The organism is Actinokineospora lacus (assembly GCF_053813445.1).
On sequence record NZ_JBQERA010000004.1, the window covers coordinates 499,858 to 517,242 of the forward strand.

General features: G+C 71.2%; 10 protein-coding genes. 3 read left to right on the plus strand and 7 right to left on the minus strand.

Annotated features, from left to right (window positions below; translation table 11 throughout):
* Positions 1-7: 7 nt before the first annotated feature.
* A complete protein-coding gene (locus ACTG9Q_RS13165) occupies positions 8-841 on the plus strand; it encodes a hypothetical protein (protein ID WP_455573010.1) in 834 nt (277 codons plus the stop codon).
* A gap of 2 nt (positions 842-843) precedes the next feature.
* The gene (locus ACTG9Q_RS13170; RefSeq protein WP_455573011.1) at positions 844-2,013 is read left to right on the plus strand and encodes a hypothetical protein; all 1,170 of its coding nucleotides are present in this window, start codon (positions 844-846) and stop codon (positions 2,011-2,013) included.
* Between the two features lie 148 nt (positions 2,014-2,161).
* Here ACTG9Q_RS13170 and ACTG9Q_RS13175 read toward each other — a convergent pair whose 3' ends face one another.
* The 7 genes from ACTG9Q_RS13175 to ACTG9Q_RS13205 all read right to left on the minus strand — a co-directional run bounded on the left by ACTG9Q_RS13175 (position 2,162) and on the right by ACTG9Q_RS13205 (position 14,528).
* The gene (locus ACTG9Q_RS13175; protein WP_455573012.1) at positions 2,162-2,392 is read right to left on the minus strand and encodes a hypothetical protein; all 231 of its coding nucleotides are present in this window, start codon (positions 2,390-2,392) and stop codon (positions 2,162-2,164) included.
* 34 nt (positions 2,393-2,426) lie between these two features.
* Complete coding sequence (locus tag ACTG9Q_RS13180; RefSeq protein ID WP_455573013.1) at positions 2,427-4,853, minus strand: caspase family protein; 2,427 nt, start codon at positions 4,851-4,853, stop codon at positions 2,427-2,429.
* Positions 4,854-4,936: 83 nt separating this feature from the next.
* Positions 4,937-7,909: a helix-turn-helix transcriptional regulator gene (locus tag ACTG9Q_RS13185; RefSeq protein ID WP_455573014.1), complete on the minus strand. Its 2,973-nt coding sequence runs from the start codon at positions 7,907-7,909 to the stop codon at positions 4,937-4,939.
* 31 nt (positions 7,910-7,940) lie between these two features.
* Entirely contained in the window at positions 7,941-9,395 is a 1,455-nt protein-coding gene (locus ACTG9Q_RS13190) for a hypothetical protein (protein ID WP_455573015.1), read from the minus strand.
* A gap of 37 nt (positions 9,396-9,432) precedes the next feature.
* The gene (locus ACTG9Q_RS13195) at positions 9,433-12,081 is read right to left on the minus strand and encodes a CHAT domain-containing protein (protein WP_455573016.1); all 2,649 of its coding nucleotides are present in this window, start codon (positions 12,079-12,081) and stop codon (positions 9,433-9,435) included.
* Between the two features lie 123 nt (positions 12,082-12,204).
* Positions 12,205-13,182, minus strand: a complete 978-nt coding sequence (locus ACTG9Q_RS13200) for a hypothetical protein (RefSeq protein ID WP_455573017.1) — start codon at positions 13,180-13,182, stop codon at positions 12,205-12,207.
* Between the two features lie 746 nt (positions 13,183-13,928).
* Positions 13,929-14,528: a hypothetical protein gene (locus tag ACTG9Q_RS13205; protein WP_455573018.1), complete on the minus strand. Its 600-nt coding sequence runs from the start codon at positions 14,526-14,528 to the stop codon at positions 13,929-13,931.
* Positions 14,529-14,931: 403 nt separating this feature from the next.
* Between ACTG9Q_RS13205 and ACTG9Q_RS13210 the strand changes: the two genes are divergently transcribed.
* Entirely contained in the window at positions 14,932-17,382 is a 2,451-nt protein-coding gene (locus ACTG9Q_RS13210) for a CHAT domain-containing protein (RefSeq protein ID WP_455573019.1), read from the plus strand.
* Positions 17,383-17,385 lie beyond the last annotated feature (3 nt).

The window sequence follows — 17,385 nt, forward strand, 5'->3', positions numbered from 1 at the left end:
GCCCAGCATGGACATGACTGTGACGGAGAAGGCGTCACCGGGCGCGGACTGGCGCACGCCGGAACGGGTCGGCTACGCGCACCCGCCCGAGGTGGTGGGCCGCTCGAAGGGCGAGATCGCGTATTACATCGCCCTCGCGATCGCCGCGACCGCTGACGTCGCCATGTTCTACGCCATCGCGTCGATCATCATGAAGGACGACGGTGAGCTGGTCATCATCATGCTGGTGGCGGGTTTCACCGCCAGCTCGCTGACCCTGGCCCACTTCGCCGGCCGGATCGCCAGGGACGTGTCCGCGCGCCACGGGCCCCACACCAGCCGGATGGTGTGGCTGCTCATCATCGCGTGGGTGCTGCTCGGCGTGGTGGTGTTCACCGTCAGGTTGCTCGTGGCCGAGTCCAGCGGCGGCACGCCGGGGATCGGGCCGTCGGAGTGGACCAAGATGATCGCCGCGGCGATCATGTTCGGCGCTCTCTACCTCGCCTCGGGCGTCGTCGCCGGGGTGGGCGAGTACCTCACCAGGAACCCCTACCGGTCCAGCTACCGCAACGCGCAGCGCCAGTTCGACAAGGCCATTCGCCGCCTGCACCGGTCGCAGCCCCCGTACGAGCGGGCCGTGAACGTGCTGCGGGTCCACACCCGGAACCGCGAACGCGAGGAGCGCAACTACGAAGCCGCGAAGCGGCAGCGGCTGGCGTGGGCGAGCGAATGGAAGCGCCACGCGGCCATCGTCATCGCCGCCCACCTGCAGAGCCCGTCCGCGACCGACGGCATGTCCAGGCCGGACCGCTCACCCGATCCCATGCCCTCCGACCTCGACCCCGACGACCACGAGAGGTGACCATGCGCCCCGTCCCCCGCCCGGTCCGGCTCCTGCCACTGGTGCCGCTGTTCGCCGCGCTCTGCGCCACGGGATGCGGCCCCGAGACCGTCGCCTGCCCGACCGAGAACCCGCCCACCGGCCTGACGATCGCCGCGGCCGTGCGGGCCAACAGTGCCAAGCCCGCGTGGCCTGCCGAACTCGACGCCGAGCTGGCCAGGGTCACCGACGCGGTCGAGAACGGCGCCACCGGCACCGGCGTGACCATGATCAGGGCGGATGGCGCCCCCACCATCGGATGCGCACATACCTACGTGCCCAGCGAGGGCACTGATCCCTCCAAGGAGTACTACCGCGACCAGTTCAAGAAGGTCGTCAAGGCGGAAGCCACCAGGATGGCGGCGATCGCGCCCGAGGCGAACCCGCTCGCCGCGCTCGGCCAGGCGGCCGCGGCCGCCGGTCCGGACGGGACGGTGGTGCTGATCGACTCGGGGCTGCAGACGGTCGCCCCGCTCGACTTCCGCACCGGCAACCTGCTCAGCGCCAACCCGGACCGGGTGGTCGCGGCGCTCAAGCGCGGTGCGCACCTGCCCGACCTGGGCGGGCGCAAGGTGATCCTCGTCGGCATCGGCTACACCGCCGCGCCGCAGACCCCGCTGCGCGACGGCCAGCGCGGGCACCTCATCGAGCTGTGGCGGAAGATCGCCGCCGCGGCGGGCGCCCGGGAGGTCGTCCCGGTGACCAGGCCGAACACCACCGCGCCGGACGGCGACCATCCGCCGGTCAGCGAGGTGCTGGTGCCGCCCGCCGAGGACATCGTGCTGGACTGCGGCCTCGACGTGGTGCTTCCGGACTCGGGGGCCGTCGGTTTCCATCCGGAGGAGACCGCCTTCCGGAACGAGATCGCGGCGCGCACGGTGCTCACGGGGATCGCGGTGTGGCTCAGAGACAACCCGACAGCCACCGGTGCGATCACCGGATCGGTGGCCCACTACGGGGCTGACACGACGCAGGGACTGTCCCTCGACCGCGCCAACCGTGTCCGGAGCGTCCTGGTGGAACTTGGCGCGCGGGCGGGCCAGCTCACCGCCAAGGGCATGGGGTGGGGGCCGTTCCCCACCAAGACCGCTGTGCCCGACCCGACCAGCGACCCGCTCAACCGGCGCGTGGTCATCACCCTCAACTGCGCCTGAACAGATCTCGCTGTCCCGCGCTCCCACGAACTCCCGGGAGCGCGGGACAGCGAGCGTGTCAGAAAACATCCAATGTGGACAGTTTTGGCGCACGAAAGCGACCGGCCGCCCAGCCGTGATTGGCTGGGCGGCCGGTCGCGAGGGGTTCTCACCCGGCGATCTCGGTGGGTCGCGGTCCGGCCCCGTCGTGGAAGACCGCGCTGGCGACGACCCGGCCGTTGAAGATCACCGTCACCGGGCTGTCGTCCTTGGCCAGGACGGCCAGCTTGACGACCGACCCCTGGTCCATGGCCTCCTCGACGGTGTGGAGGGTGTCCTGGTAGTTGGCCCCGGCGATGCCCCAGGTGTGGCCGTCGAACGTGATGTACTTGTTGGTCATGCGCTGTCCTTTCTCGATGCGAACTGGGATCCCGCTACTGCTCCACTGACGGACCGTCCGAAATCGCGATCGCGACGCGGCAGGAGAAGTCGCTGGCGCGCACCACCGACTCGACCGGCGGCCGGTCAGCGCCGAACCGCTCGGCGGCCAGGAAGGACCCGCGGTAGAGCCCCATGGTGACGCCGCACGCGTCGAGCAACAGGCTGTGCGCCCGATCCACGGCTTCCCCGGCCGACACCGCCGGGTCCATCCCGTGGAGCAGCGCCGCCAGGCCGGGGACGCCGGGCCGGTCGGGGGAGATCCACACCGCGATGTCGACGTTTGCCCGCGCGGTCCCGTCGAACAGCGGGGTCGGATCCAGCGGCAGCCGTTTCCCGTCGCCTACCTCGGCGAAGCGGGCGGTGTGCTGATGCGCCCGCTGGCGGCCGTCTCCGTCGGCGGTCAGCACGAGCGCGTCGAGCCGGATGTCGAGGTGGCGGAACATCCGGTCGTGGTGGGCGACCAGGTCCGCGAGCCGCACCACGACCCGCGCTGACGGCCCCTCGGTCCTGGCGGTGCCCGCCAGGGCCGGGAAGTCGCGGACCTGGAACGCGGCCCGCTCGGCGGCGGGCGCGGGGCCGGGGGCCAGCTCGAAGTCGATGGTGTGCACGGCGAAGTGCGCGGGCCGAAGCAACATCGGGGCCACCTCACGCCCGCTGCCCTCCCCCAACTGGCTGAGGAAGCGCTCCAATCGGGAGGGCCGTTCCATCCCGCGGAGACCCTGCTGCTCCATCACCCGGGTGTCGACCGACCCGTCGCTGGCCAGCACCATGATCGTCTCCTCCCGGGCCCGCTCCCCCGGCACGGATTCCGGCCAGCCCAGTTCCATGCCCGCGAGCCCGCCCAGCAGGTCGTTGCCGCCGAACGTGTACTCCTTCCCCGGCTCGATCCGCACCCCGCTGGGCGCCGCGGGGTTGAGCACGGTGATCCGCGCGGAGACACCGATGTCGACCAGCGACACGTAGACCGGGTCGCGCCACTCGTTGCGGACCGTCACGCACACCGCGTCGCCGGGCCGCAGCACCGCGCCCGAACCGGGCAACGGCACGGGAATGCCTGACTCCACCTTGGCAAACCGCACCGCGACCGCCGCGCCCAGCGCGCTTCCCGGGTCCTCGGAGAGGCGGCGCAGGGCACGGGCGCGGGCGATGCGCCGGAGGTCGATCAGGACCGTGGCCGCCCCCGACGGGTCGACAGGACGCGGGACATGCAGGGGGCCGATCCCGTCGTGGATGACCAACCCGGTGGGCTCGACCGCCACCCGGACGACGCCGTCGTCGTCGGGTTCGGGCTGGCACAGCAACGGGTCCCGCGCCACCAAGCCCGCCAGTCCCGCTTCCTCCCGGTCGAGCCGCACCGACATCGCGGGCAGCGCCGTCGTCGTCAGGTGGGCGCGCGCCCCCAGCGGCAGGGTCACCCCCGGCAGCGGACCGGACGCGTCCTGGCCATCGACACGGTCCACCCGCACGACGCCGAGGGGCGTCGCCTCCTCGGCCGCCGGGGAGCCGGTGGGCACGACGGTGTACTCGTCACCCACGCGCGCGCCGAAGAACGCCGCGCCCGCGATCCGCACGCGGTCGCGCACGCCGACTGCGGGGAGGCTACCCACCGGGTCGGCCTCGGCGGTCTCGAACACGACCCGCGTCGCGGGCCCCTCGGCCTCGGGGCGCTGGCCGGGGTAGACCATGAGCACCCGCTGCCGCACCCGGTCCGCCACGGTGGCCCACGACAGGGTCAGCCCGCTATCGCGCAGCTCGTCGAGCGTGCGGGTGAGCGCGTCGGTGAGGTAGCCCATCCGCCTACTGTCGCTGTTGTCCGCCTCGTAGGCGGCCTGCTCCGGCGCGCACGCGACGATGCGCACCGCGTTGGGGTTGCCCTGCGGCCGCCATGATCTCAGCGGCGAGCTGGCGAGGGCGAGCGAGTCGAGATGGGCCCGCACGATGTCCACCGAGACCTTTCTGGGCAGCGACCGCACCGCCCGGTCCGGATCCCGCGACATATGGGCCGCGTGGCAGCAGTCGAGCACCACCGCGACGTTGCCCGTCCGTTCGGTCAAGCGCTGAAGCAGCAGGGACAGCTCCGGGGAGGTGATCCCGCGGAAGTCCTCATCGGACGACTCCGGATAGTCGGCCGGCACGATGAACTGGATGACCCGGGGGCTGGGCATGCCGTACCCGAGCTCGGGGTCGGGGGCGTATCCGCCGTGCCCGCTGTAGTAAACGACCACGGCGTCGTCGAAACGGGTTTGGGCGATGAGCAGCTCGTAGGCGTCGATGACGCCCGCTCGGGTGGCGTTCTCGCCCTCGCACCTGGTGATGGTGAAATCCCAGCGTCCGAGGGTGGCCGCCATCGCGGCGACGTCATTGCCGACTCCCTTCAGGACTCCGGTCTCGCACCCGATGAGCAGTGCTTTGCGCGCCATGGTTGTCCTCCAGTCACGATGCGCTTCCTAGGCGCGCGCCTAGGAAGCGCGGGACGCGGGTGTCTATGGAAGAGGAGTGCGGTCTATTGCTCGTCGAGTAGGCCCGCCGCACGCGCGGTGTCCACGGCTGCCGCGGTGGTGGCCGCCTCGAGCTTCTTCTTGATGTTGATCCGGTGGTTGGCGACCGTGGGGACGGCGAGGTGCAGCTTCCCTGCGATCTGCCTGGTGGTGAACCCGTCCGCCACCAGCCGGAGCACCTCGAGTTCCCGGTCGCTGACCCCGAACGGCCGCTTGGCGCGTGGTTTGGCCACCCGCTTGAGCCGGTGCGCCGCGACGATGCGGGCGATCAACGCGGCCAGCGGGCCAGCGCCCAGCGCGGCGGCGATGGCCTCGGCCTCCTCCGCTGCGGCCGCTGCGGGGCGCTTGTTCCCGGCTCGCGCCGCGGCCGCGGCCGCGCGGGCCAGCGCGTACGCCCTCGGATACGGCCTGCCCAGCCTGCGCCACGATTCGGCGACCGCGGTCCACGCCGCGGCCGTGTCGACCCCGCGCCCCCGGTCGTGTTCGACGGCGCACTGCGCGACCAGCACCCCGACCTCGACGTCATCGTCCGAGGAAGCCTCGCCCTGGACACCGTCGACCGCGGAATCGTTCCCCGCGGAATTGCCATCCGCGGCATTGGGAACGGCGCGGGCCCGTTCGGCCAGTTCGTCCGCGACCTGACGCGCCCCTTCGCCGCCATCACCGTCAAGTTCGTCCGCCGCGACGCGCAGGCCGTAAGCGCAGAGTGGCAGCACGAGCAGGCGGTCCTCCGTGCCCGCGACGGCCTCCAGCCCGTGCCGGACGGTGGCCAGGGCCGCCGATCCGTCACCCCGGCGCACGGCCAATTCCGCGAGGCACCGGTATAGCGGACTGAGGAACCGGGGCTGTGCGCTGGGCAGCGTGCGCACGCTCTCCAGCATCCGCCGCGCCTCGTCGTCGCGCCCTGTCGCGAGGTCCATCTCAGCCTTGGTGAGCCGCTGGAACGTCGTCTCGCGCGCAGGATAGTAGCGCATGACCTCCTCAATAAGCACGGCCGCCTCCGCCCACTCCCCCACGAGGAAGAGCGTCGCGCAGGCGTTGTTGGCCAACAGCCCGGCGAGCCGGGAGCCGAGCAGCCCCATCTCCCGTACCTTGGCCAGGCCGTCCTGGAACACCTGGACCGCGGCGCCCACCTGACCGGCGCGCTCTAGGCACACGCCGAGGTTCGAGCAGGCGCGCAGCATGTCCTCCAGGTGGTCGGCCTCCTCGGCGATCCGCAGGGCGGCGCGCAGGTCGGAGATCCCAGGCTCGTGCCTGCCCAGGGCGGACAGGGCGAGACCTGAGCTGCTCTTGGCGCGCCCGGTCTCGGCGAGCGAGCCCGACGCGACCGCCTCGTCGTGCGCGGCGGCCGCCAGGACCAGCGCCGGGGCGCACCGGCCCCGCTTGACCTCCGCGGTGGCCAGCGCGGCGGCCACCCTCGACCCCACCGCGCTCGGCGGGGTGTCTTCGAGCAGACGACGCGCCGTGCGGTATACCGCCACGTACTCGTCGTCGTACCCGGCCTCCCACAGGTAGCTGCCCAGTCGCTCGTGGAGCTCTCCGGCCAGCGCCGGGCCGACCTCCGGACCCGCGGTGTCGACAGCCTCCCTCGCCCAGGCCACGGCTTGGGCGAGGTGCCCAGCCCAGCGCGCCGCGTCGGCGGCCACCTTCAGCACCCGCACCCGGGTCGCGCCCGCCACCAGCTCGGCGTCGAGCACGCGCGGCCACACCTCCAGCGCGCGCCGGTACTGCGCCTCCGCTTCGGTGAACGCGCGCAGTCGCATCGCGAGATCGCCTGCGCCCACCGAAGTGCGCAGCGCTTCCGCCAACCGGTTGGCGGCGAACCAGTGGTAGGCCAGCTCGGTGAGCACCTGCGGGTTGGTCGACACCTCCTCGGCGAGCGCTTCGGCCAACACCGCGTGCAGGCGCCTGCGCTCTCGCGGCCGCACGGACTCGTAGGCGGTTCGCCGCAACAGCGCGTGTTGACAGCTGTAGGACTCGTCGACGTTGTCGGCGATGAGCACGCCCCGATTGAGGCACTCGGTCAGCGCGTCCCCGAGCGTGGCGTCGTCGAGATCGACGATCCGGCTGAGCAGCTCGTCCCCCACGCGCCTACCAGCCACGGCGACGACCTTGAGCAGCTTGGCCGCGTCCCCGCTCAGCAGGTTGATGCGGGCCACCATCAGTTCGGTGAGCGACTTCGGGACTCGCGGCAGGCCACCGGTGGTCTCATCGGAGTCGGCGACCGCGACGAGTTGCTCGGTGAAGTACGGGTTGCCCTCCGACAGCTCAAAGTGGCGGTCGGCCTGCTCGGGGCTGACGTCGCCGCCGGTGAGCACGGCCACGAACGAGCGCGTCTCGGTCCTGGTGAAGGGGGCAAGGCCGATCCGGGTGATCCGCCGGGCGAACGCGGGCTCCGCCATGCGGGTGCGCAGCGGATGGCGCGGGCTGAGCCCGGACCGGCAGCTACAGATCAGCAGCATGCGCTGGTCCGACGCGGTCTGCACCAGGTAGGTGATGAGGTCGAGGGTGGCGGTGTCGGCCCAGTGCACGTCCTCGAAGACGAGCACCAGTGGGCGGTGGCCGCCGATGTGGTCGAGCAGCCGCGACACCGCGCCGAAGACCCGGGTCTGCGCGCCGAGCGCGGCCGACGGCTCGCCGCCTACGGTGAAGTCGGCGATGAGCCCCGCCAGTTCCGCCCAGGCAGGCCCGGCCAACTCGCGGGCCCGCTGCTCACCCCGCTGCCGCACCAGCGTGCGCAGGGCGTCGGTAAGCGGCCCGTACGGGATCCCGCCGTCTTTGAGGTCAAGGCAGCCGCCCACCAAGACCTCGGCGTCCGACGCGCGCGCGAGATCGACGAACTCGCCCAGCAGCAACGACTTGCCGACGCCGGGGTCGCCGTCGAGCACGACGATAGCCGGGACTCCGCCGGTCACTTGCGCGAGCAGGCCCGACAAGGCAGTCAACTCGGCGGCGCGGCCGAACAACTGGTGTGCCACGACACCATCACACCCTTCGGGTCAGGACAGCTCACGCGGATGATCGGGCCGCGGTCACTATCATGTCGGCCCATGGGAATCCGTCGGGCAGCGCTTCGGCGGCCCTGCCCAGCTCCGCGACGGCCCACGCGGCGCGGCACAAGCACCGAAGGGCGTGCAGCTGGGCCCGCTCCGCCTCGCCCGCGCCGGGCTGCGCGGCGAGCACGGCGTCGAACCGGCCCGTGAACCCCGAGGCGGTCTGGGCGAGCGCGGCCATCGGCCGCTCCCGGTCGAGAAACGCGCCCAGCGACCGCAGGACCACGAGCGCGGCCGGGTGTCCCATCGGCACCTTCCTGGCGGCGCCGAGCAACGCCTCGGCCCCGGCCGCGCGGTCCCCGCCACCGCCGTCCACCCGGTCGCGGAGGTGCAGGCTGACCGCGAGCAGGAACCAGTCCCACGCCGGACCCGCACCGTCAGGGTCGGCGCCGTCCGCGTGGTCGAGGACCGAGGTGGCCAGCGCGACCGCCTCGTCGACATCGGCGACCGCGAGGACGGGGGCGTCGGGCAGCAGCAGGGCGGCCATCGCCTCCCATGCCTCCCCGTCGTCGGTCCCCGGGATCAGCAACTCGCGCAGTTTCCGGCGCAGACCGCCCGCCTCGACCGGCGCGACAGGGTCCGGTTGCGGGACCACCGGGGCCTCGGCCTCGGTGACGCGGCCCTCTACGACCGGAACCGGCAGGGTCAGGGGGTCGAGGGTGGCGAAGATATCGGTCCGCGCCAGCGACAGCAGGTCCGGCATCCCGACAGTCCCCGGGATGCCAGCCGACGGGCCGGCACGCTGCTGAAGGTCACGCATGGTCGTGAAGGCCCGCGTGAGTTCGGTGAAGTCCATGCCGCCGAGCCCGCCGCCCAACAGCACCCGCATCGTCTTGCACATCGTGAGGATGGCGTCGATGAACTCGTTCACGGCGCCGTCGGCAGACCCGGCCGCCCGCGCCGCGTGCAAATGCCGCTCCGCGCGGTCAAGGTCCGCCGTGGAACCACCCGAGGCACGCGCGGCGAACATGTCCATCGGGGACATCGAGACCAACCGCGCCATCGGCGCCATAGCCCTGGTCAGGTACTGCGTCCCGAGCACGATCCGAGCGACGGCCACGAAGGCCACCGGAAGATGCGGCGCGTCGACGGCGCCGTCCAGGAGGATGATCGCCCGTTCCCGGTCCCGCTCGTCGCCGGTCTGCGTGGCGCGGAGTCCGAGCAGATAGCCCAGGACGCCCGATGCCGAGGCATTCGCGGGATCGGTGGCGGCGACCAGGCCGTGGGCCTCGTCCATCACCTCGATCGCGGAGCTCAGGTCGGGAATGGCCGCGGGCGTGCCCGGCCTGTTCCGCATGGACCGCTCGGCCAGCGCCTTCGCGAGCCTGATCAGCGGTTCCAGCCGCACCGCGCCCCGCAGCCCGGCCAACTCGGCGCGCAGCCCGGCGATCTGGTCGTCAAGCATGGACATCGTCTCTCCCTCCGGCCGACTCCCGACCGATCTGCGGTTAGTGACCGCCGTGCACGAATCCGGCCCACGCCGCGACCTGCCTCGAGTCGTGGGCCGCCACCATCGATCGCAGGGCTTCGGGCATGCGGGCCGGGGTCTCCCTCGGGTCCAGCATCCACATCTGCGCGCGGCGCAGCGCCTGCCACGGTGGCAGCCCTTCCTCGCGCAGGTAGTGGTGGAACAGGAACATCAGCGCCGAGGTGGCCTCGTCCGGGACGGCCCACTGTGTCGACAGGACGGTTCGCACACCTGCGGCCAGGAACGCCGTTCCGAGGCTGTACGCCTCGTCGTAGCCGTGGATCGACCGGCCGGTGTGGCACGCGGCCATGACCACGATGCCGATCCCGCGTCCCGGCGCGGCGTCGAGCAGGCGCACGATCTCGTCGGCGTTGAGCTCGCCCGCCGTGCCGTCCGCGCCCACGGCGAGCAGCAGACACGCCTTCGCGCTGTCGGCGCCCGCGGTGAACGCCCCGTGGCAGGCCAGGTGGAGCAAGGCCCCCGCCTGCGGTTGAGTGTCGGCTATCCAGGCGCGGACCTGTTCGGCCGTTCCTGCGCCGGACGGGCTGGTCGAGCCGTCCGGCCTGCGGCCGATGTAGCGCGCCCCCGGGTAAAATGCCTGCCGCAGGGCGTGGGCCTCGACACGGGCCGCTGCGAGCGGGACAGCGGCGCCGCCGGTGTCCGGGTCGCCGATGACCAGGCCCGTGCGGCCGGGCGCGATCGGCGGCAGGGCGGCGTTGGCGCAGAAAAGGCGCGCGGACGCGGCCTGGGAAAAGGCGGCGAGTTCGACGGCGTACACCCCGTCGTGCCTGCGCGCGGCCTGCCACGGGATGCGGGCGAGGTCGCCCATCGGGATAAGGACGACGCGGGGCACCTGATCGCCCCGATCGGGCAGCCTGCGGGCGAGGTAGTTCTCCAGCAGCGGGCCGATCGCGGCCTTCCACGCCCACCGACACAGCGCGTCGATGTCGGCGTTCAGGGCGGTGTCGCGGATCGGCGCAAGTTCTCGGGCACCCCGCGCCAGCGTGGACAGGTAGCGCTCGACCTCGGCGTCGGACTCGACGCGCAGGTGCGGCAGGTACACGCAAGCAGGCGGCCCCGTCCTCGGCGCGACGAGCGCCATGCCCGGTCGCTGTGGCGCCGCCGGGATCAGGTAGACCAGCGCGTCGACGTCGGTGGCGGCAAGCGCGGACCTTATCTCGGGGATGGTGGGCGGCGCGATGAGCGCGCCCGCCGAGTTCTCGACCAGGATGTCCACCACCTCGCGGCGCACACCGGGATCGGCGCCGTCGGCCCACCGGCGGGCGAGGTCGGCGCGCCCCACCTCGGTCAGCCGTTCGGCGATGCCGCGCAGTTCCACCTCCGCGTACAACATCAGGCCCCGGCCGGTCTCGGCGGCGCGCAGCGCGCTCTCCAGGTCGTCGGCCTGGAGGCAGCCGACCACGGTATCGATGGCTTCCTCCGCCGCGCTCCGCAGCGCGATCCGCGCGCCCGCCGGGTCGGTCTCGACCAGGGCCTGGTAGACGTAGCGGATCTGGGCGTCGTGCTGCACCACGGCCGCGCCGGGCAGGTCGCCGGTCCGCTGCCGGACAGCGCCCAGGATGCGGTTCGCCAGCGGCCACAGCGGGTCTTTCGGCTTGATCAGCCGAACCGCGTCCTCGATGGGGCCGCGGGCATCGATCCACCCTGCGATGTCGCCGGTCACCTCTGCCCTGCGGATCAGCCCGAGCGCCACCGAGATGAGGGCGAACGCGCGGTCCGCATCGTTCCCGGAGAGCGCGACAGCTTCCCTGCTGTGCTCGATCGCGGTGTCCAGCCGCGCCAGGTCGGTGACTTTGCCGCCGTCGAACAGCGCGCCCGCCGCGGCGATGTGCGCCAAGGGGTCGGCGACCAGTCCGGGATCATTCCGGATGCCGGGCGGCTCGCCGCCGTTCGCACCGTTCAAGAAGATATCGAGGTACCGCGCCGAGTCGCCAATCGCGTTCCGCAAGCCCCACTCCTCCGGAAGGCCCGCGACCAGTTCCAGGAAGGCGGCGCTGTCCTTGACCACGGTGTCGTCGTCGCCGTCCCGGTTGGCGTGCTGAATCGCCAACAGCCGGTCGACGAACCGTCGCATGGCGATCGCGGTGGGGTGATCGCCCAGGCTGTCGAGCATGGCGCGCATCTGGTCGGTCATCCGGAGGATCGCGCTCTCGTCGCCGTCCCGGAAGCCGATGGCGGCGCGCACCGCCTCCCGCGCGCCTTTGACGTCCAGCGCGGCCAACGGGTCGTCGCCCACCTGCTCGGCCAGTTCGGCCAGTTCGCGGTCGGCGGCCGCCAGGTCCACCTGGCCGGTCGCGGCGGCGTGGGCGAGCCAGCACGCCCGCCCCACCGCCCGCGCCGTCCCCCACACGCCCGCGATCTCCAGTGGGACCTCCTCCACCAGGTCCAGCAACGCGCCCACGGCGGGGAACAGGTCGATACGCCGGTTCGGTGACCGGGTCAGGGCGACGACCATCGTGGCGGCCAGGCGGCTGCGCGCGGTGTCCCTGGGCAGGATCATCAGGTCCGCGGTGAACGCGGCCACCGCGGTGGGCTCGGCATCGCCTGCGAAGGCCCGTTCCACCGTGGCCTGGCAGCGCTCGAACACCTTCCTGGCATCGACCGTCATCGCCCCTCCTGATCCGCACGCCCCATGCCCCTCCCTGACGGACGGGGGTGGTCCGTCAGGGAGGGGCGTTCGGGAACGACCGGCGACGGAGGATGACGGGTGGGGTGGATCAGCGGGCGGCGATCATCGACGCGCGAGCGCGTCCTGGACCACGGCGATGATCCGGTCGACCACGGCGTCGTCGGCCAGTCGGGCGTCCACCACGGGCCCGAGGTCGGCGGCGGGCCCGACGGCCGTGCCGCCGCCGAACACCTCGGCGACAACGACCACCACGGCGGCGCGCAGATCCTGCCCCTGCCCGACCCGGTCCTCGATCGCGGCGACGGCGAGTTCGGCGAGTTCGGTGAGCGGGTCGCCCGAGTCGGTCCGCTCGGGGATGTCCGCGTCGGAATCCGCGGAGAGCCGCGGCAGGGGGATCGCGGCCACGCGCTTGTGCCCGAGCGGGCGCTCGACGTAGTCGGCATACCAGGCGGGCCTCGCGCGCATGGCGGCCAAGACCGTGGCCACGTCGCGGCGGACACCGCGCAGCGCGGTCTTGAAGTCCACGTCACCGGCCGCCGCACGGCGCTCGGCCCAGCGCTCGGTGGGCCACACCTCGGGCCCGAGGTCAACCTCGTTGCCCACGAAGTCGAGGACGCCGATGGCGACGGCCATCAGCCCCGGGTCGCCGTCGAGCCGGGCGGCCAGCCAGCCGGGCACCCGGGGCCGCTGCAGGGCGCCGCGCACTCCGCGCCGCTTGCGGTGGGCGTCGACCGTCGCCGCCGTCAGCCTGGTCCTGATCCAGCCCTCCAAGTTCTGGATCGCGGAGCGGGCGTAGCGGAACAGGTGGTCGATGACCGCGTCCATGTCGTCGTGGAAGTTGTGCAGGCACGCGTCGTCCATGCGGAACACCGAGGTTGCGCACCGGTAGTGGCCGCGCCCGCGTTCCAGCTTGCGGGTGAGGTGCTGGAACACCACCGGTTGGGCGATCTGGTAGGCCTCGATCCGCAGCCGCCTGCACTCGTCCGGGGCCGCGGCGGCGACGGTGTCGGCGAGTTCGCCCCGCAGGGCGAGCTCACGGACCCGTGCGGACGTGGATCGGCTGCTCTTGTCTTCGGTCATGGCTGCTCCGGGGGGTACTGGCGGAATCCGCCGTGGCGCGGTGGACCAGATCGGATCGGGGCCCTGCGGGCATCCCTTTCCGACACCGTCCGATTCACGGGGGCGACAACCCGCCCCACACCCCGGAAGCTAATTCGAGGAAATGCAGAAAAACATGAACCAGGGTCAAAGTCAGTAACAAACCACTATTTACGGCATGCCTGGGGAAGCGGTGAGCCAGTCGGATAAACCACCGCAGACAACCACCTAAACCACCGCTTGATCAGCGAGAACGCGAGGAGCCATGGATACGACCAACAGCACTCCACCCCCTGCCACCCCCCTGCGCCCCCTGCCGTGGGACACCGGGACGCGACGGAGACTGACCGCCCTGTTACGGCGGGAACTGGCCGACCGATTCGACGCGGCGGAAATCACAACCCAGCTCAGCAAGTCGCTTGAACTGCGGATATCCCGCCTGCAGAGAACCAGGGAATAGGCCCCGCCCCACGTTCCCTGACGGACGGTGGCGCCACTCCGTCAGGGAACGGCACGGTTGATCGAGTGGGGCTTACCGCTGACTGCGGCCACGCCATGACCATCACCGTCTCAAGCGTCAGGCGCGCCGATGTCCAGTCGGCCACCTGCGCCGAGCCGTAGACGACGTAATCGACGCAGCCGAGGAACCAGTAGCGGCCGTAACCCTGGCGGTAACCGCCCTCGTCGGAGCGGTAACGGAACTCCCAGCATCGCGAGATCATCCAGATCTACCCGCGCAAGTACCTGCGACCGACTCGGCAGCGGCGAACTGTTCGAAAACCACCGCCGCCCGTGCGCATCGCGGGAACGTCGCCCCACCCGATCAGCAGCAGCCCGTAGTCCAGCAGGTCGTCGCCGTGCGGCTCCGCGAACTCGTACGCCTCGATCGCGCCATCGTCGGAGTCCACGAACCGGTGGGACAGCAGGAACGCGACCATCTGGCGTGCGTCGGCAAGGTGCTCGTCATCGGCGGCCAGCAGCGAAAACCGCTCGCGGGCCGCGTCGATAACCTTGTCGAGGTCACCGCGGTCACGTCCGAGCAGGAGCAGTTCCTCGTAGGCATTGAGCAGCCACTCCAGGTTTGGACGCTCGTCCCTAGTCGCAGTCGGTCTGCTGAGGATGGCTCGGGGCCCGGCGACAGCGCGGTCCAGATCGGTTTTGTCCTCGGTGCCGAGAAGGCGCGTGGTGGGGCGTACGCTTGGTGCAGCGCGAACTCCGGGTCCGTCGCTCCTGGGAAGACAACCCTGGCCAGTCCGTCGAAGGTGTCCGCGCAGGCGCGCGCCCACATAGGCCTGCCCTCCGAGTTCGGTTGGCCAGTCTGCATTCACCTTGATGAAACAGTCAGCAAACGATGATGGATGATGTACGACAGTCCTAAATAGACAAACCGGGGAAACGCCGGAGTGTGCTCTGCTCACCGCTATTCCGGACTACCAGTCCGCCTCCAGCGCCTCCCCACGTGACGTTGCCAGGTCGACCGACACGGACCCCGTTCCATCCAGTTTCCGCCTCGTTATCTCATCGTTGCAATCCGAATCTTCCACTCTGATCTCCGCGACCTCGGCGGTGCGCGCACCGCGTGGCGCTACCCGCGGTCCGCGACCTCCCTCCCTTCGAACTCACGGCGCAGGCATCGAGTTCGGCCACACCGTGACGACTGCCCGTCCGTCACTGAAACGGTAGGGAGCCGGACGAGCGCTGGACGGGATGATGTCGCGGGAGATGGACCACGTGGTCGCGGAGCTGAAGCCACTGCTCTACCCGAGGGACTTCGACGAGCTGCTGGACGAGGACGGTGACATCGTCATACCGGACACGCCCAAAGGCGTCGCGATGCTGCGCAGCATACTGTTGCTGCGGAAATGGGTGCATGTGGCGCCAAGCACCAACCTGCGGGAAGTACTGACGGAACTTCTCGACCTGGAGAAAGTCGCCGACGGGGAGGAGCCATACGCCAGCACCATCTCCGCCTCGGTGGAAGCCATTCGGTTCAAGGTCGCCGGGTTCGAAAGCGACTTCCCCACCGCACGACGTGTCGCCGACAGCATGGAGGCGAAAGCGGAGTGTTCGGTGACACGGGCAACCGCGCTCATGGGCCGCACCGGTCAGGCATTGCAGTCGGGCACACTCGAAGACCTGCGCGAGTGCCAGACGGGGATCACCGACCTCGTCGACAGCGGAGAGCTCAACGACCGGATGGCCCAGCAACTCCTCGTGGCGTGGGACCACATCGAGAACGTGGCCGTCTGGCGGTTCGGAGTGCGGCGAACTGCCCAGAAAGCCAGTGCGGCCCCCACCGACCTCCCGATGTTCGACCAGGAGATCCGGCTAGCCGGCGAGGCGCTCAACCTCGTCACGCTGCATGGTCTCGACCGCCTGGACGACGCGATAACGCTACTCCGTCGGGCCACGGTCCTTCCCGGCCCGCCGAGCACCCACCGGCACGCGGTCCTGCTGAGCCTTGGCAACATGCTCCTGGCTAGGTTCGAGGATCAAGGCGACCGAGACGACATCTCCGCCGCGATCGGCCACCTCGAGGAATCTCGGTCCCTTTTGGACTCGGTGACCCACGCCGCTTGGTCTGGGGTGTCGCAGGCGTTGAGCCGGGCGTACACGGAGGCCGAGCGGCGGGCGGACGGGGTCGCGGCCGGGTTGGATGGTCTGCGTGGGTTCGCGTGGGCGACGCTGTTGCAGCCAGACCCGGCAACCGCGCAGCTCGCCGTCGGTGACGCCGTCGACAGCGCCTTGGAGGTGGCGGACCTCGCCCTCCGCGCGGGCATGGCCGACGAGGCGGTCACGGCACTCGAGTCCGGCCGGGGACTTCTGCTCTACTCGGCACTGGAGACACAGGACCTTCGCACCAGGCTGACCAACGCCGGACATCGCGACCTCGCCGACGAGTGGGCTCGACTGGCCGGGATTCCGGTCGAGGAGCTGCCTGCCGATCTGCGCAGGCGCATGATCGGCGCGCTTGCGGGCTTCACCGTCGGCGCGGACGGGTCCATCCTGTCGGCCGGGAACGAAGGCGCGGGGAAGCGGCTCAGCCCGCCTCCGCTCTCGAAGATCCGCGCGGCCCTGACCCGACTCGACTGCGACGCCCTCGTCTACCTCGTCCCCGGCGACGCCACGCGCCCGGGACGCGCCGTCGTCGTGCCCGCTGCGGACGTGACCACCTGGGTGGACCTCCCCGACCTCACCGCGGAGAGGGCGCGTCACCTCGTCGCCGCTGGCGACGGTCGGTTCCGGGAGGTCGAACCGCCTCGCTCGGCGGGGGACTCCGTCGACGTCTGGGCATGGCAAGCGGCCGTCGAGCCGCTCAGCCGACTCCTGGGACACGACGGGGACGCTCGCGTAGTCCTCGTGCCGTTCGGGGAGTTGTCGCTGATCGCCTGGCACGCTGCGCACTCGCCGGACCGGCGGAGGTACGCGGTGGACCGGTTCCGGTTCTCCGCCATCCCGTCGGCGCGGCTTCTGTGCGAGGTCGCGGACCGGCCCGGTGTCCCACTCGGCGATGGCGGGTTGGTGCTCGGCGACCCCGACACCGGCCGGACCGAGGACGATCTTCCTGCCGCGCGGGCCGAGGCGCTCGCGCTGTCCAAGGTGTTCTACCCGGACGCGACCTACATGGGCAGACTCGCGGACGGCGCCCTGGCCAACAAGGCCGGAACCCGCGCCGACCTGCTGGCGTGGCTCGACGATCCTGCGGGCGGACCGGTGATGCACCTCGCGTGCCACGGAGCGACCAGCCCGGGTGCGGCGTTCCTGGTGCTGGCGGACGGAACCCGGCTCATGGCCGACGAACTGCTGGAGGCGTTGGACGGCAATCTGGGACGCGGCGTCTCGCTCGCGGTGCTGGCCGCGTGCCGGACAGGAGAGTCGGTTCGCGGCCACGACGAGGCCTTCAGTCTGGGATCGGCTTTCCTCACCGCCGGTTTTCGGTCGGTTGTCAGCACATTGTGGAGTGTCCCAGACGAGTCCACGTCCGTTCTGATGTTCATGTTCCACCACTTCCTCCGCGTCGAGGGGCTCCGACCCGCCGACGCCCTGCACGCCGTACGGCGCTGGGCGGTTCACGACCGGCATCCGCCAGCGTCCATGCCCGAGGGACTCCGGAAACTTGCGTCGTCCAAAGACATCGGCGAGACCGCGTCTTGGGCCCCGTTCACCCACTTCGGCTGGTAGTGG